The 26557-nt window shown below is 64.4% G+C and carries 25 protein-coding genes; 13 read left to right on the forward strand and 12 right to left on the reverse strand.

The window, feature by feature from the left end; genetic code table 11:
- Nucleotides 1-223: 223 nt before the first annotated feature.
- The 5 genes from hslV to AC1VNY_RS12495 all read left to right on the forward strand — a co-directional run bounded on the left by hslV (nt 224) and on the right by AC1VNY_RS12495 (nt 4509).
- Nucleotides 224-781: an ATP-dependent protease subunit HslV gene (hslV, locus tag AC1VNY_RS12475; RefSeq protein ID WP_028335798.1), complete on the forward strand. Its 558-nt coding sequence runs from the start codon at nt 224-226 to the stop codon at nt 779-781.
- A gap of 2 nt (nt 782-783) precedes the next feature.
- A complete protein-coding gene (locus tag AC1VNY_RS12480; RefSeq protein WP_482405363.1) occupies nt 784-1269 on the forward strand; it encodes a GNAT family N-acetyltransferase in 486 nt (161 codons plus the stop codon).
- Complete coding sequence (locus tag AC1VNY_RS12485) at nt 1266-1913, forward strand: DUF2585 domain-containing protein (RefSeq protein ID WP_482405364.1); 648 nt, start codon at nt 1266-1268, stop codon at nt 1911-1913. The genes AC1VNY_RS12480 and AC1VNY_RS12485 overlap by 4 nt, the downstream gene beginning before the upstream one ends.
- A 9-nt stretch (nt 1914-1922) precedes the next feature.
- Entirely contained in the window at nt 1923-3227 is a 1305-nt protein-coding gene (hslU, locus tag AC1VNY_RS12490) for an ATP-dependent protease ATPase subunit HslU (RefSeq protein ID WP_016841472.1), read from the forward strand.
- Nucleotides 3228-3384: 157 nt separating this feature from the next.
- Entirely contained in the window at nt 3385-4509 is a 1125-nt protein-coding gene (locus AC1VNY_RS12495; RefSeq protein ID WP_482405365.1) for a hypothetical protein, read from the forward strand.
- 18 nt (nt 4510-4527) lie between these two features.
- Here the strand turns inward: AC1VNY_RS12495 and AC1VNY_RS12500 are convergent, their stop codons facing one another.
- The 3 genes from AC1VNY_RS12500 to AC1VNY_RS12510 all read right to left on the reverse strand — a co-directional run bounded on the left by AC1VNY_RS12500 (nt 4528) and on the right by AC1VNY_RS12510 (nt 7413).
- Complete coding sequence (locus AC1VNY_RS12500; RefSeq protein ID WP_482405366.1) at nt 4528-5118, reverse strand: Smr/MutS family protein; 591 nt, start codon at nt 5116-5118, stop codon at nt 4528-4530.
- Nucleotides 5115-6560: a murein transglycosylase A gene (gene mltA / locus AC1VNY_RS12505; protein ID WP_482405407.1), complete on the reverse strand. Its 1446-nt coding sequence runs from the start codon at nt 6558-6560 to the stop codon at nt 5115-5117. The genes AC1VNY_RS12500 and mltA overlap by 4 nt, the downstream gene beginning before the upstream one ends.
- A gap of 148 nt (nt 6561-6708) precedes the next feature.
- Nucleotides 6709-7413, reverse strand: coding sequence for a Tim44/TimA family putative adaptor protein (locus AC1VNY_RS12510; RefSeq protein WP_038382753.1), 705 nt, complete (start codon nt 7411-7413; stop codon nt 6709-6711).
- 421 nt (nt 7414-7834) lie between these two features.
- Between AC1VNY_RS12510 and secB the strand changes: the two genes are divergently transcribed.
- Complete coding sequence (gene secB, locus AC1VNY_RS12515) at nt 7835-8323, forward strand: protein-export chaperone SecB (RefSeq protein WP_069279084.1); 489 nt, start codon at nt 7835-7837, stop codon at nt 8321-8323.
- Nucleotides 8324-8523: 200 nt separating this feature from the next.
- On the opposite strand, the gene dnaQ is transcribed toward secB, so the two are convergent.
- Genes dnaQ through AC1VNY_RS12535 form a run of 4 tightly spaced genes read right to left on the reverse strand, consistent with a single transcriptional unit; the run spans nt 8524 to nt 11383 of the window.
- Nucleotides 8524-9249, reverse strand: a complete 726-nt coding sequence (gene dnaQ, locus AC1VNY_RS12520; RefSeq protein ID WP_482405367.1) for a DNA polymerase III subunit epsilon — start codon at nt 9247-9249, stop codon at nt 8524-8526.
- Nucleotides 9250-9279: 30 nt separating this feature from the next.
- Nucleotides 9280-9879, reverse strand: coding sequence for a dephospho-CoA kinase (gene coaE / locus AC1VNY_RS12525; RefSeq protein WP_482405368.1), 600 nt, complete (start codon nt 9877-9879; stop codon nt 9280-9282).
- 48 nt (nt 9880-9927) lie between these two features.
- The gene (locus tag AC1VNY_RS12530) at nt 9928-10536 is read right to left on the reverse strand and encodes a Maf family protein (RefSeq protein WP_482405369.1); all 609 of its coding nucleotides are present in this window, start codon (nt 10534-10536) and stop codon (nt 9928-9930) included.
- Between the two features lie 10 nt (nt 10537-10546).
- Nucleotides 10547-11383, reverse strand: coding sequence for a pyruvate, water dikinase regulatory protein (locus tag AC1VNY_RS12535; RefSeq protein WP_016841463.1), 837 nt, complete (start codon nt 11381-11383; stop codon nt 10547-10549).
- A gap of 475 nt (nt 11384-11858) precedes the next feature.
- Between AC1VNY_RS12535 and hemJ the strand changes: the two genes are divergently transcribed.
- Together hemJ and rho are read left to right on the forward strand one after the other, a co-directional pair.
- Nucleotides 11859-12281 (forward strand): protoporphyrinogen oxidase HemJ, encoded by a 423-nt coding sequence (gene hemJ / locus AC1VNY_RS12540; RefSeq protein WP_038382762.1) that lies wholly within the window; start codon nt 11859-11861, stop codon nt 12279-12281.
- Between the two features lie 252 nt (nt 12282-12533).
- Nucleotides 12534-13799 carry a transcription termination factor Rho gene (rho, locus tag AC1VNY_RS12545; RefSeq protein WP_028341998.1) on the forward strand — a complete coding sequence of 422 codons (1266 nt, stop codon included), beginning with the start codon at nt 12534-12536 and terminating at the stop codon, nt 13797-13799.
- 31 nt (nt 13800-13830) lie between these two features.
- Here the strand turns inward: rho and AC1VNY_RS12550 are convergent, their stop codons facing one another.
- Entirely contained in the window at nt 13831-14199 is a 369-nt protein-coding gene (locus tag AC1VNY_RS12550) for a hypothetical protein (RefSeq protein WP_482405409.1), read from the reverse strand.
- Between AC1VNY_RS12550 and mnmE the strand changes: the two genes are divergently transcribed.
- The 5 genes from mnmE to AC1VNY_RS12575 all read left to right on the forward strand — a co-directional run bounded on the left by mnmE (nt 14099) and on the right by AC1VNY_RS12575 (nt 20214).
- The gene (gene mnmE / locus AC1VNY_RS12555) at nt 14099-15424 is read left to right on the forward strand and encodes a tRNA uridine-5-carboxymethylaminomethyl(34) synthesis GTPase MnmE (RefSeq protein ID WP_482405370.1); all 1326 of its coding nucleotides are present in this window, start codon (nt 14099-14101) and stop codon (nt 15422-15424) included. The genes AC1VNY_RS12550 and mnmE overlap by 101 nt on opposite strands.
- Before the next feature lie 233 nt (nt 15425-15657).
- Nucleotides 15658-17541 (forward strand): tRNA uridine-5-carboxymethylaminomethyl(34) synthesis enzyme MnmG, encoded by a 1884-nt coding sequence (mnmG, locus tag AC1VNY_RS12560; RefSeq protein ID WP_482405371.1) that lies wholly within the window; start codon nt 15658-15660, stop codon nt 17539-17541.
- 134 nt (nt 17542-17675) lie between these two features.
- Nucleotides 17676-18341 (forward strand): 16S rRNA (guanine(527)-N(7))-methyltransferase RsmG, encoded by a 666-nt coding sequence (rsmG, locus tag AC1VNY_RS12565; RefSeq protein ID WP_482405372.1) that lies wholly within the window; start codon nt 17676-17678, stop codon nt 18339-18341.
- Nucleotides 18342-18372: 31 nt separating this feature from the next.
- Nucleotides 18373-19224: a ParA family protein gene (locus tag AC1VNY_RS12570; protein WP_028342002.1), complete on the forward strand. Its 852-nt coding sequence runs from the start codon at nt 18373-18375 to the stop codon at nt 19222-19224.
- Between the two features lie 99 nt (nt 19225-19323).
- On the forward strand, nt 19324-20214 hold the full coding sequence (locus AC1VNY_RS12575) for a ParB/RepB/Spo0J family partition protein (protein WP_304497983.1): 891 nt from the start codon (nt 19324-19326) through the stop codon (nt 20212-20214).
- A 15-nt stretch (nt 20215-20229) separates the two neighbouring features.
- Here the strand turns inward: AC1VNY_RS12575 and holA are convergent, their stop codons facing one another.
- The 4 genes from holA to AC1VNY_RS12595 form a co-directional block, all read right to left on the reverse strand.
- The gene (holA, locus tag AC1VNY_RS12580; protein ID WP_482405373.1) at nt 20230-21261 is read right to left on the reverse strand and encodes a DNA polymerase III subunit delta; all 1032 of its coding nucleotides are present in this window, start codon (nt 21259-21261) and stop codon (nt 20230-20232) included.
- A gap of 8 nt (nt 21262-21269) precedes the next feature.
- On the reverse strand, nt 21270-21827 hold the full coding sequence (gene lptE / locus AC1VNY_RS12585; RefSeq protein ID WP_028342005.1) for an LPS assembly lipoprotein LptE: 558 nt from the start codon (nt 21825-21827) through the stop codon (nt 21270-21272).
- On the reverse strand, nt 21814-24462 hold the full coding sequence (gene leuS, locus AC1VNY_RS12590; protein ID WP_482405374.1) for a leucine--tRNA ligase: 2649 nt from the start codon (nt 24460-24462) through the stop codon (nt 21814-21816). The genes lptE and leuS overlap by 14 nt, the downstream gene beginning before the upstream one ends.
- A 352-nt stretch (nt 24463-24814) precedes the next feature.
- Nucleotides 24815-26506, reverse strand: a complete 1692-nt coding sequence (locus AC1VNY_RS12595) for a sensor domain-containing diguanylate cyclase (RefSeq protein WP_482405375.1) — start codon at nt 26504-26506, stop codon at nt 24815-24817.
- Nucleotides 26507-26557: the final 51 nt, after the last annotated feature.

Consider the following 26557-nt stretch of genomic DNA (forward strand, 5'->3'; position numbering starts at 1 on the left):
CGAAAACGCCGGTCTTTTAACAGGCTGATGTCACCTTCGCTACTGCGGGATGACCTCGAAACGCCCCAACTTGGGGCCATGGTGACCGGAATTCGTTGTCGATTTAGTTCTGACGCGTTTTCTTCACGCGAACCGGTACCCACTTCGCTCGAAAACGCTCCGAAATCCCCCGATTGTAACCCCCTGCCCGACCGCCTAAATCTGCCCGGAAGAGAGGTAACCTATGCAAGCATCCCCAAATGAGCTGCCGGTCTGGCATGGCACCACGATCTGCACGGTCCGCAAGGGCGGCAAGGTAGTGATCGGCGGCGACGGGCAGGTCTCGATCGGCCAGACCGTGATCAAGGCCAATGCCAGGAAGGTCCGCCGGATCGGCAAGGGCGACGTGATCGGCGGCTTTGCCGGCGCCACCGCCGACGCCTTCACCCTATTCGAGCGGCTGGAAAGCAAGCTGGAGCAATATCCGGGGCAACTGACCCGGGCGGCCGTCGAGCTTGCCAAGGACTGGCGGACCGACCGCTACCTACGCCGGCTGGAGGCCATGATGATCGTGGCCGACAAGGACGTTTCCCTGGTGCTGACCGGCACCGGCGACGTTTTGGAGCCCGAGTCCGGGGTCATGGCGATCGGTTCCGGCGGAAATTACGCCCTCGCCGCGGCCCGCGCGCTGGTCGATACCGACAAGGACGCCGAGACCATTGTCCGCCGCGCGCTGGATATCGCCGCCGATATCTGCGTCTACACCAACCGGAACGTGACGATCGAGACGATCGGCGGCTGAGCATGGCCCGCCCCTATCATTTCCGCCCGATGACGCCGGCCGACCTGCCGCAGATCAAGCAGTGGCTGGCGTTGCCGCATGTCCGGGAATGGTGGGGCGATCCGGCCGAGCAATATGCGCTGGTCAGCGGCGACCTCGACGAGCCGGCCATGGACCAGTTCATCGTCGCAACCGATGCGTCCGATTTGGGCTACATCCAGTGCTACGACCTGACGGCGTGGAATTCCGGCTTCGGGGCCCAGCCGGAGGGTACGCGCGGGATCGATCTCTTCATCGGCGAGCCCAGCATGATGGCAGGTGGCCACGGCTCGGCGCTGATCCGCGCCTTTGTCGATGACCGCCTGGCGCAGGGCGCGCCACGCATCGTCACCGATCCCGATCCGGCCAATGCGCGCGCGATCCGCGCCTATGAGAAGGCGGGTTTTCGGAAGATGGGTATGGTCGATACGCCGGACGGGCCGGCGCTGCTGATGGCGCGCGACGCATGACGATCGCGCACAAGCCCATCACCGGCATCTCAGCGTGGCATTGGCTGGCGATTGCGGCAGCGCTGCTCGTGCTGCAGGCGGCGCTGCTTTATGCGATGGGCCGTCTGCCGATCTGTGCCTGCGGCTATGTCAAGCTCTGGCATGGCACGGTCCAGAGCTCGGAGAACTCACAGCACATCGCCGATTGGTACACGCTGTCGCATGTGCTGCATGGCCTGCTGTTCTACGGTCTGACCTTCCTCCTGCTGCCACGCCTCGCCTGGCCCGGGCGGCTGATTGTCGCGATGCTGATCGAAGGCAGCTGGGAGCTCGTCGAAAACTCCAACTGGATCATCGAGCGCTACCGCGCCGGCACGATCTCCCTCGATTATTACGGCGACACCATCGTCAATTCGGTGTCGGACACGCTTGCGATGGTTGTCGGCTTCCTGCTGGCGCGCAAGCTGCCGATCGCCGCGACCGTCGCGCTCGGCGTCTTGTTCGAAACCGTGTTGCTGCTTCACATTCGCGACAATCTGACACTGAACATCATCATGCTGATCCACCCGTTCGAGGCGATCCGGCAGTGGCAGGCCGGGCCGCCGATTCTTAAGGGAACACGCCTTGGAGGACTGCCGCTTGCCGAGACCTCGATTCCAACCTAGCTAGAGCCAATGACTCACTTCTCTCCCCGTGAAATCGTTTCTGAACTCGACCGCTTCATCGTCGGCCAGACCGACGCCAAGCGCGCCGTCTCGATCGCGCTGCGCAACCGCTGGCGGCGGCTGCAGCTCGCCGGTTCCCTGCGCGAGGAGGTTCTGCCCAAGAACATCCTGATGATCGGGCCGACCGGCGTCGGCAAGACCGAGATCGCGCGGCGGCTGGCCAAGCTCGCCGGCGCGCCGTTCCTCAAGGTCGAGGCCACCAAGTTCACCGAGGTCGGCTATGTCGGCCGCGACGTCGAGCAGATCGTCCGCGACCTCGTCGAGGTCGCGATCGCACAGACCCGCGAGCGCAAGCGCAAGGACGTTCAGGCCCGCGCCCAGCTTGCCGCCGAGGAACGGGTGCTGGACGCGCTGGTCGGCCCGGGATCGAGCCCGGCGACGCGCGAGTCGTTCCGCAAGAAGCTGCGCGCCGGCGAGCTCAACGACAAGGAAATCGAGATCGAGACGCAGTCGGGCGGCAGCGGCATGCCGATGTTCGAAATCCCCGGCATGCCCGGCGCCCAGATGGGCGCGATCTCGCTCGGCGACATCTTCGGCAAGATGGGTGGACGCAGCAAGACGCGCCGCCTGACGGTGGAGGGCTCGCACGAAATCCTCGTCAACGAGGAATCCGACAAGCTGCTCGACACCGATCAGCTGGTGCAGGAGGCGATCAACGCGGTCGAGAACAACGGCATCGTGTTCCTCGACGAGATCGACAAGATCTGCGTGCGCGAGAACCGCGCCGGCGGCGACGTCTCCCGCGAGGGCGTGCAGCGCGACCTGCTGCCGCTGATCGAGGGCACCACGGTCTCGACCAAGCACGGCGCCGTCAAGACCGACCACATCCTGTTCATCGCGTCGGGTGCATTCCATATCGCCAAGCCGTCGGACCTTTTGCCGGAGCTGCAGGGCCGCCTGCCGATCCGCGTCGAGCTGCAGGCGCTGACCCGCGACGACATGCGCCGGATCCTGACCGAACCGGAGGCGTCGCTGATCAAACAATATGTTGCGCTGATGAAGACCGAGGGCGTCACGCTCGACATCACCGACAACGCCATCGACGCGCTGGCCGATGTCGCCGTGGCGGTGAATTCCACGGTCGAGAACATCGGCGCAAGGCGGCTGCAGACCGTGATGGAGCGGGTGCTGGACGAGATCTCCTTCACCGCGCCCGATCGCCACGGCGAGACCATCCAGGTCGACGCCGACTACGTCACCAAGCATGTCGGCGACCTCGCCAAGAACGCCGATCTGAGCCGGTTTATTTTGTAGGCGGCCACCGTAGTCGTCCCGGCGAAAGCCGGGACCCATAACCCCGACAGTCCGCGGTGACAAAGACTCGGGCCGACATTCCTTCTAGAACTACCTTCGGTGGTTATGGGTCCCGGGTCGCGCTTCGCTTGCCCGGGACGACGAGAGTGGGCGATCGATGAATCTGCGGGTGTGGCAAAACCCCTGGCGCCTGATGCTGGCCGTCAATGCAGCCGTGCTGGTCGGCGTGTTCCTGCACAAGATCGCGCTGCCGCCCTTCGTTCCCTACATCCATTTGCTGGTCGACTATCATTACGGCTTCACCAAGCGCGCGCTGGTCGGGGCGATCGTGTCGCTGTTCACCGACAAGGTGCCCGTATGGCTGGTATTCGCGCTGGCCGGCGCGATCTGGCTGCTGACGCTCGGACTGTTCATCAAACTGTTCCGCCGCACATTCGGCTTCAACGACGCGCATTGGCCGTTGTTCGTCTTCATCGCGGGCTCGCCGTTCTTCCTGAAGAACTTCATGCACACGCTCGGCCATTTCGACATCTATGGGTGTGCGCTGACGATCGTGCTGCTGCTGATCCCGGCGCGCTCAGTGGTGTACGTGCTGATTGCCGCGCTGTTCTCGATCCTGCTGATCCTGGTCCATCACATCTTCGTCCTGATGTATGTGCCGACCATCGCGGCAATCGTGGTGCTGCGCTTTTATCTGGTGCAAGGCGTGACGCCGCGGAACGCCGTCTTCGGCATCGCGGCGCTCGCAGGAGTCGGCATCCTGTTCCTGGTCGCGCAATTCGCCGGCACGGTCGACGTGCCCTATGACGAATTCATCCGTCATCTGCAGAGCCGGATGGCCGATCCGGCACGCACCGACCTGCTTCAGTTCGGCTACATCTGGTACCAGCCGCTGTCGAAGGAGTTCGCCGACACCTGGGCGCGCATCCCCTCGAACATCCTGGGGGTTCCGGTGTTTGCACTTCTGATCTGGCTGCACACGCCGCTGTGGCGCTATTTCGCGCGACTGATCGGCGCGCTCGCGAGCGACCTGCATCGCCGGATCGTGCTCGGCGCGCTCGTTGTGATCAGCGCCGGCTATTTCGTGATGTTCGTGACCGTGTTCGACTATTCGCGCTGGATCTCGAACTGGGCGGTCTGCATGTTCCTGATGTTGCATGCCACCAGGATGCTGCCGGCGTCGAAGGATGTGCCGGTGATCCCGTCAGACGATAGCAAGACCACAATCCTCGGCTGGATCGTGACGCTGATCCCGCGCGTCGGGATCGTCAGGCCGTTCTAACATTTTCGTTGATCATGCTCAGCGCGCGCGCCGGACACGCACGTAGAGCGCGCCCTCGCCGCCATGGCCGATATGCGCTTCCTCGAAGCCAACGACCAGCGAGCGGAATTCCGGCAGGCTGAGCCATTCCGGAACCTGGCGGCGCAGCACGCCGCGTTCGGAATCGAGCCCGCCGACCTTGCCCTTGCCGGTGATGACGAGCACGAAAGTGAGCCCGTCGCTGTGCGCGCGCTGCAGAAAGGTGAACAGCACGCGATGCGCGCGCATCTGCGTCATGCCGTGCAGATCGAGCCGCGCATCGATCTCCTGCCGGCCGCGCGAGAGCTTTGCACGTTCGCGGCGGCCGATCGGCGCCAGCGGCGGCACGTGCGGACGTTGCGCCGGTGCAGCCTTGACCGTTGTCGCCGGCTTGACCGGGATGGATTTGGCCGCGCCGTGATGGACGGCCGGATCAAAGGCGACGGCGTGGGCCTTCGCGGCGACCGGCCGCTTGCGCAGCGGCTTGACCTGCTTTGCCACGCTCTCCCAGAGCGCACGCTCCTCTTCGCTCAGCGCGCGCTTGCGCCGCGACGGAGCGGACAGATCGGGGATCGGCGCGGGTCGTTTCATTGATCGCGGTGATGGCGATAGCGCCGGAAGCGCCGCTTCTCCGGTTGCGGAATATCGGGCCGGGCGACCGGCAACGGCACCGGTTCTGCCACAGGCGCGGCCTGCGCGACAGGGGTCGTTGCTGCCGGCGCTGCGGGCGCGACATCCTTCGCGGCCGGGTTCTTGGCGGCGCTGGTGGCCGTATCTTTCGCCGCGCTTCTGGCGATGCCGGCGGTCGGCACATCCGCAGCCTTCGCCGCCGGCTTGTCCTTCGGCGGCTCGGTCTGCGGAAACAGCTTTGCGATCTTGGCCGAGGGCCGCTCATCCGGAACCGGCAGCCTGTGGCCGCGCGCGACGGGATCGAGACCCCTCGGCACCAGCATGACGAACTGCATGTTGTGCCGCAGCCGGCCCGACACCTTCCCGGCTTCCGCACCAGCGCCGAAATAAAGATCGGCGCGCGCCGGGCCGACGATCGCCGAGCCGGTGTCCTGCGCGATCATCAGCCGGTGGAACGGCGTCTTCGACTGTTCGGATTCGATCGGCAGCTCGCCGGCGATGAAGAACGGCGTGCCGTAGACATGCAGCGCCTTGTCGACCGCGATCGAGCGGCCCGGCGTCAGCGGCACGCCCTGCGCGCCGACGGCCTCGTCCTTGTCGGACAGCGGGACCTCGCGGAAGAAGACGTAGGAGCGGTTCTGCCGCCGCAGGTCGTTCGCGCCGTCGGGGTTCTGCTCCATCCACTCCCTGATCTTCTGCATCGACATCTGATCCTTCGGGATGATGCCGCGGTCGATCAGGACGCGTCCGACCGGCGTATAGGGATAACCATTATGCGCATCGTAATTGATGCGCAGCGTGGCGCCGTCCTCGAGCTTGATCCGCGCCGAGCCCTGGATCTGCGCGAACAGGAGATCGGTCTGGCTCTTCAGCCAGCAGATCTCGAGCCCGCGGCCGGCGATCGCGCCGTCCTCGATCTGGCCGCGGTCGTAATAGGGCACGAGCTTGCGCCGGCCGATCTTGCGATACACCGCGCCGCCATTGGGCAGGCCGACCGAATTCTGCGTCTTGCCGCGCACGAACAGGTTGGACGGGCGGCGATAGACCGGCACGTTATAAACGTCGGTCTGGGTCCGCGATCCATCGAGCACCGGCTCGTAGTAACCGGTGACGAAGCCGGCGTCCTCGCCGAGCCGCGAGATGCGCAGCGGCACGAAATTCTGCTCGAAGAAGTCCTTCGCCCTAACGCCGTCGCTCAGCGCGAGCCCCTTGGCGATCCGGCAGGGATCGCGCAGCGAGCTCCCGAGCGCTTTCGAATCCGCGGGCGCCCCCTGCTGGGCCGCGATCGGCTTGCAGCTGGTACGAAACGCCTTGTAGGCCGCGAGATGATCGTCGTCGCGCCAGCCGGCGACGTTGCTCCACGCGAGCGGCTCGTACTGGCTGCCGCTGACCTGCAGCGGCATTTCCAGATTGGGATAGGGGATCGGGTGGCTATGCTCGTGCCGCGGCGGAGGGTGCCGGCTTGATCTGTAGCGCGCGGCGATCGCTGCGGTGGAGCACAGCACCGCGAGCGCGCAGCACGCGACCGCGAGCCGCCCGTAGCTGAGATGCTTAGTGAGCGCTTCCAGTGCCAACCAGCTTCCAATTCGGATCGCGGGAAGTCGAGTCGCGGGCGAATGTCCAGATATCGGTGATGTCGGCGACCTTGTCCGGGCTGCCGTCGACGATGGTCCCGGCCTTGTCGCGCGTGACCGAGATCATCTGCGACACGAAGCGGACGGTGAGCTGGGTCGAGCGGTCGCGCGCCTCCGCGCTGACGATCTCGGCCTTGTCGATCGAGACGAACCGCGTCTCGGTCTTCTGCTCGTGCTTCTCGCGGTCCTTGATCGCGGCCTCGAAGCTTTCATAGACCTCGGTCGACAGCAGGTCGCGCAGCGCGCGGCGATCGCCATTGGCAAACGCCAGCACGATCATTTCATAGGCCGAGCGGGCGCCTGAGAGGAAATGCCGCGGATCGAACGAGGAATCCTGGGCGGCCACCGCGTCGAGACCCTGCGCGAGTGGCGTGCCAGGCTCGGCGATGCCCTTCCAGCGTTCCGTGGGCTCGACCGGCTCGGCGGGCGCAGCCGAGGCCGGCTGGTCGATAACCGATCCCGGGATCGGAACGACGTTGTTATCCTGACCGCGCTGCACGACGTTGGGCGCGGCGCGATCATAAGGCGGCCGCTCGCTTCCCGTGCGCTGTCCGAGAACGCTGCGCAGGCGCAGGAAGATAAACACGGCCAGCGCCAGGAAGATGATGGTGTAGATATCCACGTCGAATTCGCTTTCTGGTCTCTGCCGGCAACGGGCCGGCCGTCAAAGCGTTCCCGGTCGGGAACAGCAGAGATTACATCACCGATAGAGTCCGCAGATGTAGGCACGAAACTATGCCCGGCCAATGGCGCTTTTTGGCACGGGTAAGTGTAGCGCGTTTTGACCCCCGGGGGAAACCGTTCCTTTCAGGAAATCGCGTATCTTCAATAATTTAGGAAGCTGTTAAGAGTTTGGGCCGACTCACGCGCGCCGCCCTTTGCCGGGAGAACTTGCCGCGAGCCCGCCGGAACGCGCCCGTTCGTCGTCCTTGTGGACCGAGCCGGGCCTATGATAGCCACTCGCCCGGCATCGGCATTCTCAACACCTTAACGCGTGCCGTCGGACATTCTGTCCATCGAGCGCTGCTCCAGGAGACATTTTCATGACCAATGGCAACGGCGCCCCCGTCGAACAACCCGCTCCCCAGCTCAACGTATTGGCGCAGTACACCAAGGACCTGTCGTTCGAAAATCCGAATGCGCCGGCCTCGCTCGGCCAGCAGCAACAGCAGCCGGCGATCAACATCCAGATCAACGTCTCCGCCAACAACCTGTCGGAGAACGAGTACGAGGTGATCCTCTCGATCGAGGGCAAGGCCGAGACCGCAGGCAAGGTGATGTTCAGCTTCGACCTCGCCTATGCCGGCGTCTTCCGGATCGTGAATGTGCCGAAGGAGAACCTGCACCCGCTGGTCATGATCGAGTGCCCGCGGCTGCTGTTCCCGTTCGCGCGCGAGATCGTCGCGACCGCGGTCCGCGACGGCGGCTTCCCGCCTTTGTTGCTCGACCCCGTCGATTTCCTCGGTCTCTACCGCCAGAACATGGAGCGGCAGGCGGCCGCGCAAGCTGCTCCCGGCGTCAAGCCGAGCTGAGTTCTAAACTCGAGAAAATGTAACACGCGCGGAAGTGTGATCCGTCATCGTGAGGAGCCCGCGCTTGCGGGCGTCTCGAAGGATCGACGGCCGCCAGCCGGGCCGTGCATCCTTCGAGGCTCGCAAGAGCTCGCACCTGCAGCGACAAAGGCGAAGCCTTTGCGCGGGGATGACGGAACTGCGCCCCGACCTGTCTTGAATCAAGCCGCCGGTGCTGCAGCAGGCGCTGGCGGCGGCAGGTAATCGTTCCAGATCGGCTTCTCGCCGAGCGTGGCGATGAAGGCCCGGTGGGCCTCTCGATCGGCGTCACTGACCCGCGCGACTAGCGGGGTCTCGCGCTGCCGCCGCGGCGTATCACCACTATGGCCGCCCGCGCGCGCATCCGACGTTTCCGACGCCAGGATCAGCTGCGACTGCCGCGCTCCGATCAGGTCGATATAGACCTCGGCCAGCAGCTCGGCGTCGAGCAAGGCGCCGTGCTTGGTGCGGCGGGAATTGTCGATCTGATAGCGCGAGCAGAGATCGTCGAGCCGGTTCGACACGCCGGGATGCTTGCGCCGTGCCAGCAATAGCGTATCGACCAGCTGGTCCTTCGGGATCGCCTTCCGCTTGATGCGGTCGAGCTCGGCGTTGATGAAGCTGATGTCGAACGACGCGTTGTGGATCACCAGCGGCGTATCGCCGATGAAGGCCAGGAACTCGTCGACCACCTCGTTGAACAGCGGCTTGGAGGCCAGGAACTCGGTCGACAGCCCATGCACGGCGAACGCTTCGGCCGGCATGTCGCGCTCGGGATTGATATAGACGTGGTAGGTCTGTCCGGTCGGCATTCGGTTGAAGATCTCGACGCAGCCGATTTCCACCAGCCGGTCGCCGCGCAGCGGATCGAGGCCAGTGGTTTCGGTATCGAGAACGATTTCGCGCATGACGTGAATGAATCCGAAAAGGCGGGCGAATCAGGCGCGCCGCTTCGGCATCTTAACGACCTCGGCCAGAATGTCCCGGATACGCGCCCGCACCGGATCGAGTCCATGCGAGGTATCCACTATGAAATCCGCGCGCTTGCGCTTCTCGGCGTCCGGCATCTGCTTGGCGATGATGGCGTCGAGCTTGGCCGCATCCATCGTGCCGCGGGCGAGCACCCGCTCGCGTTGCAGTTCCGGCGAGGTGGTGACGACAACGACGGCATCGACACGCTTCTCGCCGCCGGTCTCGAACAATAGCGGCACGTCGACAACGACGATCGGGCTACCTGCGGCTTCCGCATCGGCGAAGAATTTCTGGCGCGACGCGCCGAGCATCGGATGCACGATCTGCTCGAGCTGCTTCATCGCAGCAGGATCGTGCACCACGCGCGCCGACAGTTTCGCGCGATCGACCTTGCCGCCGGCGGTGGTGCCGGGAAAGGCGGCCTCGATCGCCGGCGCGGCTTCGCCTTCGTAGAGCTGATGCACGGCCGCATCGGCGTCGTACACCGGCACGCCGGCCTCTATGAACAATTTGGCCGTGGTGGATTTCCCCATCCCGATCGAGCCGGTCAATCCAAGAATCAGCATCGCATCAACATCGGTTCAGCATCTCTCTCGTCGCCGCGCCTCCGCGCCTTACACCGCGAGCAGCTTCTCGCCGCGCAGGAACGCCAGCAACGACAATAGCGGCAGGCCGAGGATGGTGAAATGGTCACCTTCGATCCGCTCGAACAGATGCACGCCGAGGCCCTCGAGCTGGTAGGCACCGACGCTGGTCGTCACCGCCTCCCCGGCATGGTCGAGATAGCTCTCGATCTCGCCGGCAGCGAGCCGCCGCATCGTCATGCGGGCCACGCTCACATCGCCGAACAGGACCTTTCCATCGCGTGCGACCGAGACGGCGGAATGCAGCTCATGGGTCTGTCCGGCGAGCAGGGCGAGTTGCTCGGCGGCCTGCGTGCGGCCGGCGGGCTTGCTGAACATCCGTTGCCCCAGCGCCAGCGTCTGGTCGGCGCCGACGACATATTGACCGGGCCGCTGCCTGGACACGAACAACGCCTTCTCGCGCGCGAGGAGCAACGCGATCTCGCCCGGCGCAGAAAAACCGGAATTCTTCTGCACCGCGCGTTCGTCGATGTCGGCCGGCAGCGCCTCGAAATCGAGGCCGGCATTTTCAAGCAACATCTTTCGCGCGCGGCTCTGCGACGCGAGGATCAGCTTCTGTGGGCCGCGCCAGATGCTCATGACGTGAGAATCATTCCGACGGCCGCGCGCGCTGGCGGTCGTTGAAGAGCTTCATCACCGCAGCCGCCGTCTCCTCGATCGAACGCCGCGTGACGTCGAGCAGCGCCCAGTTGAATTTCGCGCTGAGGCGCCGGGCAAAGGCGACCTCGTCGGCGACCGACTGCTTGTCGATGTAGGTGTCGTTGTCGCGGTCGCCCATGGTGAGCAGGCGGTTCTGCCGAACCTGGATCAGGCGCTCGGGCGTCGCATGCAGGCTGACCACCAGCGGCTTCTTCAAGGTCTCGAGCTGGTGCGGCAGCGGGATGCCCGGCACCAGCGGCACGTTTGCCGTTCTGATGCCGCGGTTGGCGAGATAGATCGAGGTCGGTGTCTTCGAGGTGCGGGATACCCCGACCAGCACGACATCGGCCTCCTCGAGGCCTTCGACATGCTGACCATCGTCATGCATCATCGTGTAGTTCAGCGCATCGATGCGGCGGAAATATTCCGCGTTCAGCACGTGCTGCGCGCCGACGCGCCCGGTCGTCGCGGCACCCAGATACGCCTCGAACAACTGCATCACAGGCCCGATGATCGACAGGCTCGGAACGTTGATCTCCTTGCACTTGCCCTCGAGCCGGCCGACCAGATCCTTTTCCAGCAGCGTGAACAGGACGATGCCGGGCGATTCCTCGATCTCGTCGAGCACGCGATCGAGCTGCTTCTGGCTGCGCACCAGGGGATAGACATGCTCGACCGCGGTCACATTGGCGTATTGCGCGGCGACCGCGCGCGCCACGGTAATCAGCGTCTCGCCGGTCGAGTCCGACACCAGATGCAGGTGGAAATAATTGGAAGTCGTCGGCACCAGAGCCCCTGTCTAACCTGTGAATCCCTGTGGAGGTCGAGGAGAAGAATCCGGGTCCGCCGCCCGGGCTCTGTATATCTCGTCCCTTTCTTCACAGCACCCCGCAATAGGATAAGTCGACGTCACAGGCAGGATGATAGTGAACCCGTGTGGATTTGTCTCTTCATAAGCTGGCCACAGACGCGCGCAACCAATTGAGTCCTGCGAGAGATTCCGGATATCCGCTGCCGTCGAGCGGAATGTTGAGGGATGTGAACAAGGCCTCAAGAACCGCTGGACCGGATTGCATGAGTCAAATTCACTGCCATTAAGACTCAAACCTTAGATTCTAAAATTAATTAGGTTTTGGAGAGCCGTGTGTGCGGATATGTATCCGTCCCTCGCTGGCGAAGCCTTGCGCGCAACGCTGAGCCCTCCCGAACTGTTCCCCCCGAAAGGCATCACTGCGATGTTCGACTGGATCAACGCCCTGCCGATCTATGCCTGGGTCAAGGCCCTGCACATCGTCGCCGTGATCTCGTGGATGGCCGGCATGCTCTATCTGCCGCGGCTGTTCGTCTATCATTGCGAGGCCGAGGTCGGCTCCAGGCAGTCCGAGACCTTCAAGGTCATGGAGCGGCGGCTTTTGAAGGGGATCATCAACCCCGCGATGATCGTGACTTGGCTGGCCGGGCTTTTCCTGGTCTGGGCCGGACACTGGTACCTATCCGGTTGGTTTCACGTCAAATTTGCGCTGGTGCTCGCCATGTCGGGTATCCACGGCTTTTTGTCCCGCTGCGTGAAGGATTTCGCCGCCGACCGGAATCAGCGTAGCCAGAAATTCTATCGTATTATCAATGAGGTGCCGACAGTCCTGATGATCTTGATCGTGATCATGGTGGTGGTGAAGCCGTTCTAGACATCACGATGCTCAAGACGCATGCTTCAGTCCTTCTTGCGAAGGACGAATCGATTTTCTATATAGGATTTATCCCACCCCACGCAGGCGGATGTGGTCGCGTTCCGGTTCTTTTCGGACCGGCGCCGCATCAGGTTTGAAAGCCCAAACGGCACTTTCCTGGCTGAGACCTGCGGACCTTCCTTTGGCGTCCGCTTTTTCCAAAGCCACCTCGCACCCCTTCCCTACTTACTTCCTCACAGGACGACCCCAATGCGGGAAATCAAACTCCAGGACCTCAAATCGAAAACGCCGGCCGAGCTCGTCTCGTTTGCGGAAGAGAATGGGGTCGAGAATGCCAGCACCATGCGCAAGCAGGAGCTGATGTTCGCAATTCTCAAAAACCTCGCCGCCGCCGAGACCGACATTGTCGGCGAGGGCGTCGTGGAGGTGCTGTCCGACGGATTCGGCTTCCTTCGTTCGCCTGACGCGAACTACCTGCCCGGCCCCGACGACATCTACGTTTCGCCCTCGCAAATCCGCCGCTTCGGCCTGCGCACCGGCGACACCATCGAAGGACACATCCGCAGCCCGAAGGAAGGCGAACGCTACTTCGCGCTGCTGAAGGTCAATACGCTCAATTTCGAGGATCCCGAGAAGGCCAAGCACAAAGTCAATTTCGACAACCTCACGCCGCTATTTCCTAATCAGCGTTTCCGCATGGAGCTTGAGGATTCCACCAAGAAGGACCTTTCCGCCCGCGTGATCGATATCGTCGCGCCGATCGGCAAGGGCCAGCGCGCGCTGATCGTGGCGCCGCCGCGCACCGGCAAGACGGTGCTGATGCAGAACATCGCGCACTCCATCACCGCCAATCACCCCGACTGCTATCTGATCGTGCTTTTGATCGACGAGCGTCCGGAAGAAGTCACGGACATGCAGCGTTCGGTGAAGGGCGAGGTGGTGTCGTCGACCTTCGACGAGCCTGCGGTGCGTCACGTCCAGGTCGCCGAGATGGTGATCGAGAAGGCCAAGCGCCTCGTCGAGCACGGCCGCGATGTCGTGATCCTGCTCGATTCGATCACGCGCCTCGGCCGGGCCTACAACACCGTCGTGCCGTCATCCGGCAAGGTGCTGACCGGCGGTGTCGACGCCAATGCGTTGCAGCGGCCGAAGCGCTTCTTCGGTGCCGCGCGCAACATCGAGGAGGGCGGTTCGCTGACCATCATCGCGACCGCGCTGGTCGATACCGGCAGTCGCATGGACGAAGTCATTTTCGAAGAGTTCAAGGGCACCGGTAACTCCGAACTGATCCTCGACCGCAAGGTTTCGGACAAGCGGACCTTCCCGGCGATCGATATTGCCCGTTCCGGCACCCGCAAGGAGGAGCTGATCACCGATCCGCAGGTGCTCAAGAAGATGTACGTCCTGCGCCGCATCCTCAATCCGATGGGCACCATGGACGCCATCGACTTCCTGCTCGACAAGCTCCGCAACACGAAGAGCAACTCGGAATTCTTCGATTCCATGAACACCTGAGGCCGCGGCCGAAAGGAATAGGGCGCTCCGCTCAAACGGGGCGCCTTTTTTCATGCTGCGGATTTGCTGCAGCGAAGTGCAGCATAAAGGGAGCCGCTCTGCGCGCTGGCTTTCCACATAACTGTCTGACTTTATTTATATTTCTATCGTAGCTTTGTGATCTAGCTGGCGACACTGCAGCAAAATTGCTGCGCGACTGTTGCAGTGAAACCAAGCTATGCTGCGTCGCAGCATTTCGCGGTATAGGGTGCGAAATCGGAGCGGCATTGCCTTTGCCGATTTGCTGGAACAAATAGGCGATGCATCCACGCGACCAGACCATCTTCGCATTGTCCTCAGGACGGCCGCCGAGTGCGATCGCCATCATCAGGCTGTCTGGCCCAATGGCCGAGTCGGTCATTGTAGGACTGGCGGGCAAGACGCCGATGCCGCGGCTGGCGACCCGCGCGCTGCTCCACGATTCGAACCATCAACCGATCGATGACGCGGTGGTGCTGTGGTTTCCAGGCCCGGCCAGCGCGACCGGCGAAGACGTCGCCGAATTTCATGTCCATGGTGGACGCGCGGTGTTGTCGGCGATGTTCGATGCGATCGCGGCATTTGACAACGTGCGGCCGGCCGAGCCGGGCGAGTTCACCCGGCGGGCATTCGAGAACGGCAAGCTCGACCTGACCGAGGCCGAAGGCCTCGACGATCTGATCCACGCCGACACCGACCGTCAAAGGCGCCAGGCATTGCGCCAGCTGAAGGGGTTGCTTGGCGATCGGGCGCGAGACTGGCGCGAGCGCATCATCGCGGCGTCGGCGCTGATCGAGGCCGGCATCGATTTCTCCGACGAAGGCGATGTGCCGGCCGAGCTGATCGCGCCGGCGCTCGAGCGGATCCGGGCGCTGCATGATGAGATCAAGCAAGTCCTTGCAGGGCAGGGGCAAGGCGAGCGGCTGCGCGACGGCCTCGTGGTCGCGATCGCCGGTCCGCCGAATGTCGGCAAATCGACCCTGATCAATCAGCTCGCCAAGCGCGAGGTCGCGATCGTCTCGCCGCATGCCGGCACGACCCGCGATGTGATCGAGGTGCAGCTTGATCTCGACGGCTATCCGGTGACGGTGATCGACACCGCCGGGATTCGCGAGACCGACGACCCGGTCGAGCAGGAGGGTGTGCGCCGCGCCCGCGCCCGCGCCGCGGAGGCGGACCTGGTGCTGTGGCTGGCCGACAGCGGCGATGCTAAGGCGGCGCATGGTGGCGCGACGCCGACCTGGCTGGTGCGGAACAAGATCGACCTGGTCAGAACCACAGCGGGTGAGGGCGGCAGTTACCCGGAATTCAGGATCTCGGCTGCTCGTGGCGACGGGTTGTCAGAGCTCATCGCCGCGCTGGTCGGGTTCGCTCAGGACTATTTTGGAACCAGCGAAGGTGGCTTGATCAGCCGGACGCGGCAGCGCGGATTGTTGCAGGAGACCGTCGAATCTCTTCAGCGCAGTATCGACGTGGTCGGGCAGGGCGAAGAGCTGGCGGCGGAGGAACTCCGCCGGGCCGCCTACTCACTCGGTCGTCTGCTCGGCCGGGTGGACGTTGAAGACATCCTGGACGTCATCTTCCGCGAATTCTGCGTCGGGAAGTAGCGCCCGCCCATCTGTTTCACGTGAAACATGGTTTCGATCTGGTTAAGGAACCCTCGTCCTGTTTCACGTGAAACAATTGCTCGTCAGACAGCCGCACTGTTTCACGTGAAACAGCTCCGTCTGTCATTGCGAGCGGCGCGGAGCAGTCCATATTTGCCTCGGGCTTCGGTCTCAGAGCGGCGATCCGAACTTCGTTCTTCCGGCTTTCATGACTCCACGATAGAAGTCCCGCCATGATTTCCAGGGCAGACTCATTTGACGTCATCGTCATCGGCGGCGGCCATGCCGGCTGCGAGGCCGCGAGCGCTTCTGCCCGGATGGGCGCAAAGACCGCCCTGGTGACGCATCGCTTCGCGACCATTGGCGCGATGTCGTGCAATCCCGCCATCGGCGGGCTCGGCAAGGGCCATCTGGTCCGCGAAGTCGACGCGCTGGACGGTCTGATGGGCCGCGTGGCCGACGCCGGCGGCATCCAGTTTCGCATGCTCAATCGCCGGAAGGGTCCGGCGGTTCGTGGCCCCCGGGCCCAGGCCGACCGCAAGCTTTATGCCGCGGCGATGCAGGCGGCGATCACCGAGACCGCGAACCTCAGCGTCATCGAAGGCGAGGCGGATGAATTGGTCGTCGTCGACGGCCGCGTGACCGGCATTTGCCTGGGCGATGGGCGCCGGCTGTCGGCGGGGGCGGTTGTCATCACGACCGGGACCTTTCTGCGCGGTCTGATTCATCTCGGGGAGAAGAACTGGCCGGCGGGCCGGGTCGGCGAGGCGCCGGCCATGGGCCTGTCGGCTTCCTTCGAACGGGCCGGGTTTGTGCTCGGCCGGCTCAAGACCGGGACGCCGCCGCGCCTCGACGGCACCACGATCGACTGGTCCGCGGTCGAAATGCAGCCCGGAGACGAGCCTCCGGAGCCGTTTTCGGTCATGACTGACCGGATTACGACCCCGCAGATCAAGTGCGGCATCACCCGGACTACGCCGGCAACCCATGAGGTGATCCGGGCCAATGTGCATCGCTCGCCGATGTATTCCGGCCAGATCAAGAGCTCTGGACCGCGCTATTGTCCCTCGATCGAGGACAAGATCGTTCGCTTCGGCGACCGCGACGGCCATCAGATCTTCCTGGAGCCGGAAGGGCTCGACGACACCACGGTCTATCCGAACGGCATCTCGACCTCGCTGCCGGAGGAGGTCCAGCTCGCGATTCTCGCCAGCATCCCCGGCCTCGAGCGGGTGAAGATGGTCCGGCCGGGCTACGCGATCGAATACGACCACGTCGACCCGCGCGAGCTTGATCCGACCCTGCAGACCAAGCGTCTGCGCGGACTTTTCCTGGCCGGCCAGATCAATGGCACCACGGGCTATGAGGAGGCGGCGGGGCAGGGCGTTGTCGCCGGGCTTAACGCCGCTCTCGCTGCCAGCAGTGCCGATCCGATCGTGTTTGACCGCGCCGACGGCTATCTCGGCGTGATGATCGACGATCTCGTGACCCGCGGGATCACCGAGCCGTATCGCATGTTCACCTCGCGCGCCGAATACCGGCTGACGCTGCGGGCCGACAATGCCGACCAGCGCCTGACCGACAAGGGCATCGCACTCGGATGCGTTGGAACGGCGCGGGCCGAGCGCCATCGGACCAAGATGGCGGCGCTTGAGGCAGCTAAGCAACTAGCGAAGTCGGTCGCGATCACACCGAATGAAGCCGCCAAACACGGTCTCGCGCTCAATCGGGACGGCCATCGCCGGTCGGCCTTCGAGCTTCTGGCCTATCCGGAGATCGAGTGGCCCGCGGTCCAGGCGATCTGGCCGGAGCTGTCGGCCATTGACCCTGCGATTGCAGTGCATCTCGAGATCGATGCCAAATACGATGTCTATCTGAAGCGCCAGACCGCCGATGTCGACGCTTTCCGGCGTGACGAGGGTCTGGTCCTGACCGACATCAACTATGCTGATGTGCCCGGTCTTTCGAACGAGGCGCGCGCCAAATTGCAGACGGCGCAGCCGCGGACGGTCGGCCAGGCGGGCCGGATCGACGGCATGACGCCGGCGGCGCTGGGTATTCTGGCGGCCTATCTGCGGCGCGAGGCGCGGCGGAAGGCTGCGAAGGCATCTGCCTGACGTTTCACGTGAAACGTTAGGCGGCCCGGTCATTGCGATGAGCGGAAGCGACGAAGCAATCCATCGCTTCTCAGGTGGGACTATGGATTGCTTCGCTTCGCTCGCAATGACGAGCCCGACGGGCATTCCAGAGAATGGCTTCAATTTCGCAATCCGCCGAACTCAACGTCTCCGCCAAGGATAAGGCTGCGGCGCTCGCGCTGACACCTGTTTCACGTGAAACAGAGGCGCGGCTCGACCGCTACATCGCCCTCCTCCTGGCGTGGCAGGCCAAGACCAACCTCGTCGCGCCGTCGACGCTGCCTGCCCTCTGGACCCGCCACGTCTCCGATTCGCTCCAGCTTCTGAGCCTGGCGCCGTCGGCGAAGTCGTGGGTCGATCTCGGCAGCGGTGGCGGCTTTCCCGGTGTCGTGTTGGCATGCGCGCTGGCCGAGACCCCGGGCGCGTCGATTCATTTGGTTGAGCGAATCGCCAAGAAGGCGGCATTCTTGCGCGAGGCGATACGGGTGACGGCCTCGCCGGCGACGGTGCATCTGGCTGATATCGGGGATACTGTGGATAGAATTCCGGGACCCATCGATTGCGTCACCGCGCGGGCGCTGGCTCCGTTACATCAACTCATCGGCTTTGCGGAGCCGTGGGTCAAAAACGGCGCCAAGGCACTGTTTTTGAAGGGTCAAGATGTAGAGGCCGAATTGACCAAGGCCACTAAATGTTGGATTATTGAGCCAAAGCTACACGCCAGCCGCACCGGCGGACAGGGCTGGATCGTCGAACTCGGGTCAATCGAGCGGCGCTAGGGGACTCCGCGAGAGCAAATGGTATTTTGGTATGACTGTGATGGACGAGGTTTATCAAGAGGATAAGGCGTCCCAGCCGCCTGGCCATCCGCGCATCCTGTCGCTCGCCAACCAGAAGGGCGGTGTCGGCAAGACCACCACAGCGATCAATCTTGGCACTGCACTCGCTGCGATTGGCGAGCGCGTCCTGATCGTCGATCTCGATCCGCAGGGCAACGCCTCGACCGGCCTCGGCATCGATCGCCGCAACCGCAGCTGCTCGACCTATGACGTGCTGATCGGCGAGGCGCCGCTGCGCGATGCCGTGGTCGCGACCGCGGTGCCGCGGCTGCATATCGCGGCTTCCACCATGGACCTCTCCGGCCTCGAGCTCGAGCTCGGCACCACGCCGGGCCGCGCGTTCCGGCTGCGCGATGCGATCGCAGGGCTGAACAACAACGTCTCGCCCGAAGCCGACTACACCTATGTGCTGATCGACTGCCCGCCTTCGCTCAATTTGCTCACGGTGAATGCGATGGCGGCGTCGGACGCGATCCTGGTGCCGCTGCAATGCGAGTTCTTCGCGCTCGAAGGTCTGTCGCAATTGCTGCAGACCGTGGAGCAGGTGCGCTCGACGCTCAATCCAAGCCTGTCGATCCACGGCATCGTGCTGACCATGTTCGACTCGCGCAACAACCTCTCCAACCAGGTGGTTGCCGACGTGCGCCAGTTCATGGGCGACAAGGTCTACGACACCATGATCCCGCGCAACGTGCGCATCTCGGAAGCGCCGTCCTACGGCAAGCCGGTTCTGGTCTACGACCTCAAATGTGCCGGAAGCGATGCGTATCTCAAGCTCGCCACCGAAGTGATCCAGCGCGAGCGCGAGCTGCGCACGCATTGATGTTGCGTAGGATGGGTTTCGCTTCGCTCCACCCATCCTACGTTTCTTTTGAAATTCAAGTCTGGAGTACTGCGTGTGAATCCAAGGGAGCTCGCAACAATGGCCGATGAAGCGCGTTCGCGACTGGGGCGCGGGCTGGCAAGCCTGATCGGAGATGTCGGCGGCGAGGCGGCCGCGCATGTCGAGCGGCCGCGCAACCAGCGCAAGGTGCCGATCGAATTCCTCAAGGCCAACCCGCGCAACCCGCGGCGCAGCTTCGCCGACACCGAGCTCGGCGAGCTCGCCGATTCAATTCGGCAGCGCGGCGTGATCCAGCCGATCGTGGTGCGCGCGATCAAGGGCGCGCAGGACCGCTACGAGATCATCGCCGGCGAGCGCCGCTGGCGCGCCTCGCAGCTCGCTGGCCTGCATGAAGTGCCGATCGTGCCGGTCGAGGTCTCTGATTCCGACGCGCTCGAGATCATGATCATCGAGAACGTCCAGCGCGAAGACCTCAATGCGATGGAAGAGGCGCAGGGCTATCACGCGCTCGCCGACGAGTTCAAACGCAGCCAGGAAGACATCGCCAAGATCGTCGGCAAGAGCCGCAGCCATGTCGCCAACATGATGCGGCTGACCAAGCTGCCCGCCGAGGTGCAGGCGCTGATCTCGAAGGGCGATCTCTCCGCCGGCCACGCCCGCGCGCTGATCGGCGTGCCGGATCCGCTCACCGCCGCGAAGCGCATCGTCGCCGAAGGCCTCAACGTCCGCCAGGCCGAGGCGCTGGCGCATGAGGAGGGCGTGCCCGAGCGCAAGCCGCAGAAGGCGCGCAGTGGCAGCGCGGCCAAGGTCGACAAGGATGCCGACACGCTGGCGCTCGAGAAGCGCGTCAGCGATGCGCTCGGCCTTGCCGTCACCGTCAGTCATCGCGATCCCGGCGGCACCGTTCAGATCAGCTACCGCAACCTCGAGCAGCTCGACGAGGTGGTGCGGCGGCTCGAGGGCGGCTAGCCGCGTCGGCCGAAGTTACCCCCGCCGCTTCGCATTCGCAGCGATCGAGAGCAGCGCGCGCTGCGCGATCACGGCGGCGAGCGAGGCCTGCTTGCGCATGTCGAGCGCCGCGGTCGCGAGCTGATCGATCACGCTCACCAGCCGCGGCGGCGTGAAATTGCGCAGCGCGATTTCGACCGCGGGTTTGCGCGAGAAGTGCAGCCGCGGAAATCCGCCCTCGAGCACGGCTGACGCCGGCGTGCCGTCCGCGATCGCCAGCGCCGATTTGTGCAGCCATGCCGCCTGGCGCTGCGCGGCCGAGATGATCACGCCGGGATAGGTGCCGGCGACCATTGCTTTCGTGAACTCGCTCTCGACCAGCGCGGCGTTGCCGGCGAAGGCGCCGTCGACGATCGGGTCGAGCTTCAGCTCGGAGGCGTCGGACACCACGGTCATGACGTCCTCGAGCGTGATCTCGCCCTTGCCGTGCGCGAACAGCGCAAGCTTGCGCAGCTCGTTGCGCGAGGCCATGCGGTCGCCGCCGAGCAGGGACATCAGCACCGCGCGCGCATCCTGCGCGAGCCGCAGATTCGATACGCGCAGCTCGTCCTCGATCAGCTTGGTCAGGTCGCGCTCGGTGTCGGGATAGCAGCCGATCGCTACTGCATTCTTGGCGCGCTCGCAGATCTTGCGCAGCGGCGATTCCGGCCTGAGCTCGCCGGCCTCGATCACGATGCGGCAATCCCTGAGCGCGGTCGTCTCGGTCAGCGTCTCGACGCCGCTTGAGAAGTTGCGCGAGCCGGCGCGGACGCGGATGGCGCGGCGGCCGCCGAACAGCGGCATCGTCATGGCCTCGTCGACCAGCCGCGACGGTTCGGCGGCGAGCTCGTCGCCATCGAGCCGCACCAGCGAGAATGGATCGTTGGGATCGTCGACCGCGGAGGCCATCAGCGCATCGGCGCGCTCGCGCACCAGGCCTAAGTCCGGGCCGTACAGCAGGATGATCGGACGGCCCGCGTCAGGCCGGGCGAGGAAGCTGTCGATCTCTTTTCCGCGAAGCGCGACCAATGCGGCGATCAGGTTCCGGTGGAGAAGAAGGAGGCGAGGCGGGTCTGGATGTTGTCGGCGATCTCCTGCGCGGCGCGGTCCTCGGCGTCGCGGAAGGCGCGGGCGCGGGCGAAACGCTGGTAGGAGCCGGGCATGTCATAGGACACGCGCGAGAACGTGGTGCCGGTCATCACAGATTTGTTCGACGCGATCTCGACCAGGTTGAACTGGGCGTCGATGCCGTAGTTCTCGCTGGTCGGCAGCGCCGTGGCCTGGTCGATCATCAACGAGGAGCGGCTGGTGGTGAAGCGCAGCACCAGCCGATGCGTCGGCGGTGCGCCGGTGGCGGTGCCGTAGAGCTTGAAGGCGAGGGCGTTGCGGACCTCGACGCCGACCCGGGCCTCGCGCGAGGCGTTCGGCTTGTCGACCGGCGGAACCTCGACGCCCATCAGCTTCTCGCGCAGGGCGGACGACTGGCCGTCGAGGGTGCGCTCGGCATACATCGGCTGGAAGCATCCGGCCGTCAGCGCGGCCAAGGCAGCCACGGCCACGAGCCGGGCGGCGATCCTGATCCTAGCCGACAACATTGACGATCCTCATGGGCACCACGATCACCTTGCGGACGGCTTTGCCACCCAAGGCGGCTTTTACCGCATCGAGCGCCAAAACGGCAGCCTCTATATCCGCATTTTGCGCCGCCCGTGGCACGGTAACATCACCTCGTTTTTTACCGTTGACCTGGACGACCAGGGTCACGCTGTCTTCGACCAGCAAATCGCGCTCGATTTGTGGCCAATCGGCCTCGGAAACCAGCCCGGTCTGGCCCAGAACCACCCAGCACTCCTCAGCCAAATGCGGCATCATCGGCGAGAACAGCTGCACCAGGATAGTCGCGGCCTCCTTGACGGCCCAAGAAACATCGGGAGCCAGGTCCGGCGTCGGCTTGTCGCCTTTCGCCAGCACCTCGGACAGCGCGTTGGCGAACTCGCGGATATGGGCGAGACACACGTTGAAATGCAGCCGCTCGATCCCGGACGACACCTTGTCCAGCGCGCCATGGGCCGCCTTGCGCAGCGCCAATGCGTCGGGCCCGAACGTCGCCGGCCGGGCCGCCGGCGCCGTCTTGGCGATCTCGGCCGATTCGTTCACCAGCCGCCACAGCCGCTGCACGAAGCGCGAGGCGCCCTGCACGCGTTCGTCGCTCCAGATCACGTCGCGGTCCGGCGGTGAGTCCGACAGCATGAACCAGCGCGCGACGTCGGCACCGTAGCTCGCGATGATGTCGTCGGGGTCGACGGTGTTCTTCTTCGACTTCGACATCTTCTCGATCGGGCCGATCGCGACGTCCTCGCCGGTCGCCATCAGCACCGCGCGGCGGCCATTGCCGCCAACCTCGATCTTCACCTCGGCCGGCGTGACCCAGCTGCCGTCGGCCTTCTGGTAGGTCTCGTGCACCACCATGCCCTGGGTGAACATGCCGGCGAACGGCTCGCTCATGTCGATGTGGCCGGTCGCCTTCATCGCGCGGGTGAAGAAGCGGCTGTAGAGCAGATGCAGGATCGCGTGCTCGACGCCGCCGATATACTGGTCGACCGGCATCATCCGGTTGGCGACCGCGGGCGTGGTCGGCGCGGTCTCGTTCCACGGGTCGGTGAAGCGCGCGAAGTACCACGACGAGTCCACGAAGGTGTCCATCGTGTCGGTCTCGCGCACGGCCTTGCCGCCGCACTTGGGGCAAGTGACATGCTTCCAGGTCGGATGATGGTCGAGCGCGTTGCCCGGCTTGTCGAAGCTGACATCCTCCGGCAGCGTCACCGGCAGCTGGTCGTCGGGCACCGGCACCACGTCGCACGTCGGACAATGGATCACCGGGATCGGGCAGCCCCAATAGCGCTGGCGCGAAATGCCCCAGTCGCGCAGGCGGAAATTCACCTGCCGCTCACTGACGGGAGCGTTGCCGAGCAATGTCGAAGCCAGTTTCTTGGCGACAAGCTCAAACGCCTGCTCAGGCGTAAGACCATTCAGGTGAATGAACTTATTGTCCGAGTTCATCATGCGACCGTCGCCATCATAAGCGGTGTCGGTGATGCGGAATGTCGCCGGATCCTGCCCTTCCGGGCAGACCACCGGCGTGTTGCCGAGATTGTACTTGTTGACGAAGTCGAGGTCGCGCTGGTCGTGCGCCGGGCAGCCGAAGATCGCGCCGGTGCCGTATTCCATCAGCACGAAGTTCGCGACATAGACCGGCAGCTTCCAGTTCGGATCGAACGGATGCACCGCCCTGATGCCGGTGTCGAAGCCCTGCTTCTCGGCGGTGTCGATGATCGACTGCGCGGTGCCGATCTTCTTGATGTCGGCGATGAACTCCGCGAGCTTCGGATTCTTCGCGGCGGCGGCTACCGCCAACGGATGATCCGCCGAGATCGCCATGAACTTGGCGCCGAACAGCGTGTCCGGTCGCGTGGTGAAGATCTTCAGCTCGCTCTCGCCGGCCGGCGTGGTCGCCGCATCCAGTGCGAAGCGGATCAGCAAGCCTTCGGAGCGGCCGATCCAGTTGCGCTGCATCAGCCGCACCTTGTCGGGCCAGCGGTCGAGACCATCCAGCGCTTCCAGGAGCTCCTGCGAGTACTTCGTGATCTTGAAGACCCACTGGCTCATCTCGCGCTGCTCGACGACGGCGCCCGAGCGCCAGCCGCGGCCGTCGATCACCTGCTCGTTGGCGAGCACGGTCATGTCGACCGGATCCCAGTTCAGCTTGCGCTTCTCGCGCTCGGCGAGGCCGGCGCGCAGCATGTCCAGGAACATCTTCTGCTGATGCTTGTAGTAGCTGGGGTCGCAGGTCGCGAATTCGCGCGACCAGTCGAGCGACAGCCCGATCGACCGCAGCTGCTTCTTCATCGCGGCGATGTTGTCGTAGGTCCAGGCCTTCGGCGCTACCTTGCGCTCGATCGCGGCATTCTCGGCCGGCAGGCCGAACGCGTCCCAGCCCATCGGGTGCAGCACGTTGTAGCCCCTGGCGCGCATGAAGCGGGCCAGCACGTCGCCGAGCGTGTAGTTGCGGACATGGCCGATATGGATGCGCCCCGACGGATAGGGGAACATCTCGAGCACGTAGTATTTCGGCCGCGGATCGTCGTTCTTGGAGGCGAAGATCGCCTTTTCGTCCCACAGGCGCTGCCAGCGGGGTTCGGATTCACGGGCGTTATAGCGTTCGGCGGTCATGAAATCGCAAGGATTTTGGGTGGCTTTGGGTGATTTTCGGGTCCCATCCGGGGACGGCGGACTAGGCCACAAAAGCGCCTGCGCGGTCAACGGCTTGGGGCCTCCAAACGCCCCATCCCGTCGCGCAGCCGCCCTGCCGCTGTCGCAGGGGCGCCGTCTGCAGCCTCCTCGCCGTCCTGGCGAAGGCCAGGACCACAGAGCTTTGTCGAGGAAGGGATCGTGGCCCCAGCTTCGCGCAATAATAAACGGTGGGGGTAATGGATCCTGGCCTTCGCCAGGACGACGCTGAATAGGCGGCGTCGCCGATCGTCCATGGTTCCGCGCTCATGGCGCGGCTCGACCGCGCATGATCTCAGCTCGCCAGCGCCATCCCGGCTTCGTCCAGCGTCTGCAGGAAGCCGTGCTCGATCACGGCGTTGCGGCCGCGGCGTTTGGCGGCGTAGAGGGCGGCGTCGGCGGCCTCTATTAGGTCGCCGGGGCGCTGGGTCTCGTTCGGCTTTGTTGTTGCGACGCCGACGCTGACGGTGACGACGCAATGGCTCGAGGACGTGTGCGGCACGGCGAGGCCGAGCACGGCGGTGCGCACGGTCTCGCCGATCGCGAGCGCATGCGCGGCATCGGTGTTCGGCAGCAACAGACAAAATTCCTCGCCGCCATAGCGGCCGGCAAAGCCCATGGTGTCGGCAGCGATCCCGGACAGCACTTCGCCGATTCGGGTCAGGCAGACGTCGCCTTCGGGATGGCCGTAGGTGTCGTTGTAGAGCTTGAAGTGATCGACATCGATCATCATCAGCGACAGCTCGCACTCATATTGCTGCGCCCGCATCCATTCGAAGTCGAGCCGGCTCTGGAAGCCGCGGCGGTTGGCAAGGCCGGACAGCGCGTCGATCGAGGCCATCACGGTGAGACGATCGTTGGAGGCGACCAGTTCGCGCTCGCGCTGGCTGAGCTGCGCCGCCATCGCGTTGAAGGCGCGCGCCAGCGGCACGAATTCCGCCGGTAGCTTGTGCTTGGCGACGCGTGCCGACCAGTCGCCCTCGCCGAACCGCCGCGCCATGCCGGTCATCAGCTCGATCGGATGGATCACGAGCCGCTCGGCGCCGACCAGGGCACCCAACAAGACGAACAGGCAGACGAAGCCGAGCTGCAGATAGGCGGTGCGGATCTCGCGGTTGATCGCCGCGGTCACCTTGGCCTCATCCATGCTCACGATCAGCCGCGACTGCGTTCCGGCGATGCGCGCGAAGCTCAGCGTGCGCTGCGCGCCGTCGGACGCCGTGAACGACACCGAGCCGGACGGCTCGTCGTAACTCAGCGCCTTCTCGGCGATCGCCGCCATCAGCGGGATGGTGTCGAGCGAGCGGCCGATCAGGCTCGCGTGATCCGCGGGCGCGGCGATCACGACGCCGGTGCTGTCGACGAGAACGGCCGACATGCCGGGCTGGCCGCCGAGATTGGCCATGATCTGCGACAGCCAGTCGATGTTGATGCCGGCGACGACGACGGCATCCTGCTCCGGATTGATCGCGGCCACCGGATAGGCGGCCATCATCATCGGGCGGCCGTTGGTCCTGCCGCGCAGATAGTCGCTGAACACGAAGCCGCGGTTGTCCTGCGCCTTCTTGAAATAGTCGCGGTCGCCGACATTGAGGCCGACCTGGACGTTGAGGGTCGAGCACTGCACCAGCCCGTCCCTGGAGACGAACATGATGCTGCGGATCCAGGGCAGCACCGTCGGCAGGCTGGCGCGGAGCACCTCGCAGCTCTGCGCGATGCCGCCCGAAGCGCGGATATAGGCGGCGGATTTCAGCATGGTCTCAACCGAGGAGACCACCTCGCGCTGGGTCTCGGCGGCATGGGCGGTGAGACTGGCATAGCCGGCCGCGGCCTGCGCAATCTGCTTGCTGCGGGAATCCTCCAGCGTGCGGACGCGGTCGAGCATCAGGGGCGCGACCAGCATCAGCGCAAGCAAGGCCAGCCGGGCACGAATTCCCAGAACCTTCTTGAGCCTGACCCGGTTGCGGTTGAAAGTGACGCCCGACATTCTATTCCCTTGCCCGTGCGCAAGGTAGAATGCAGGGCTTCAAAAAGCCTT

The sequence above is a fragment of the Bradyrhizobium ferriligni genome (genome assembly GCF_056837965.1).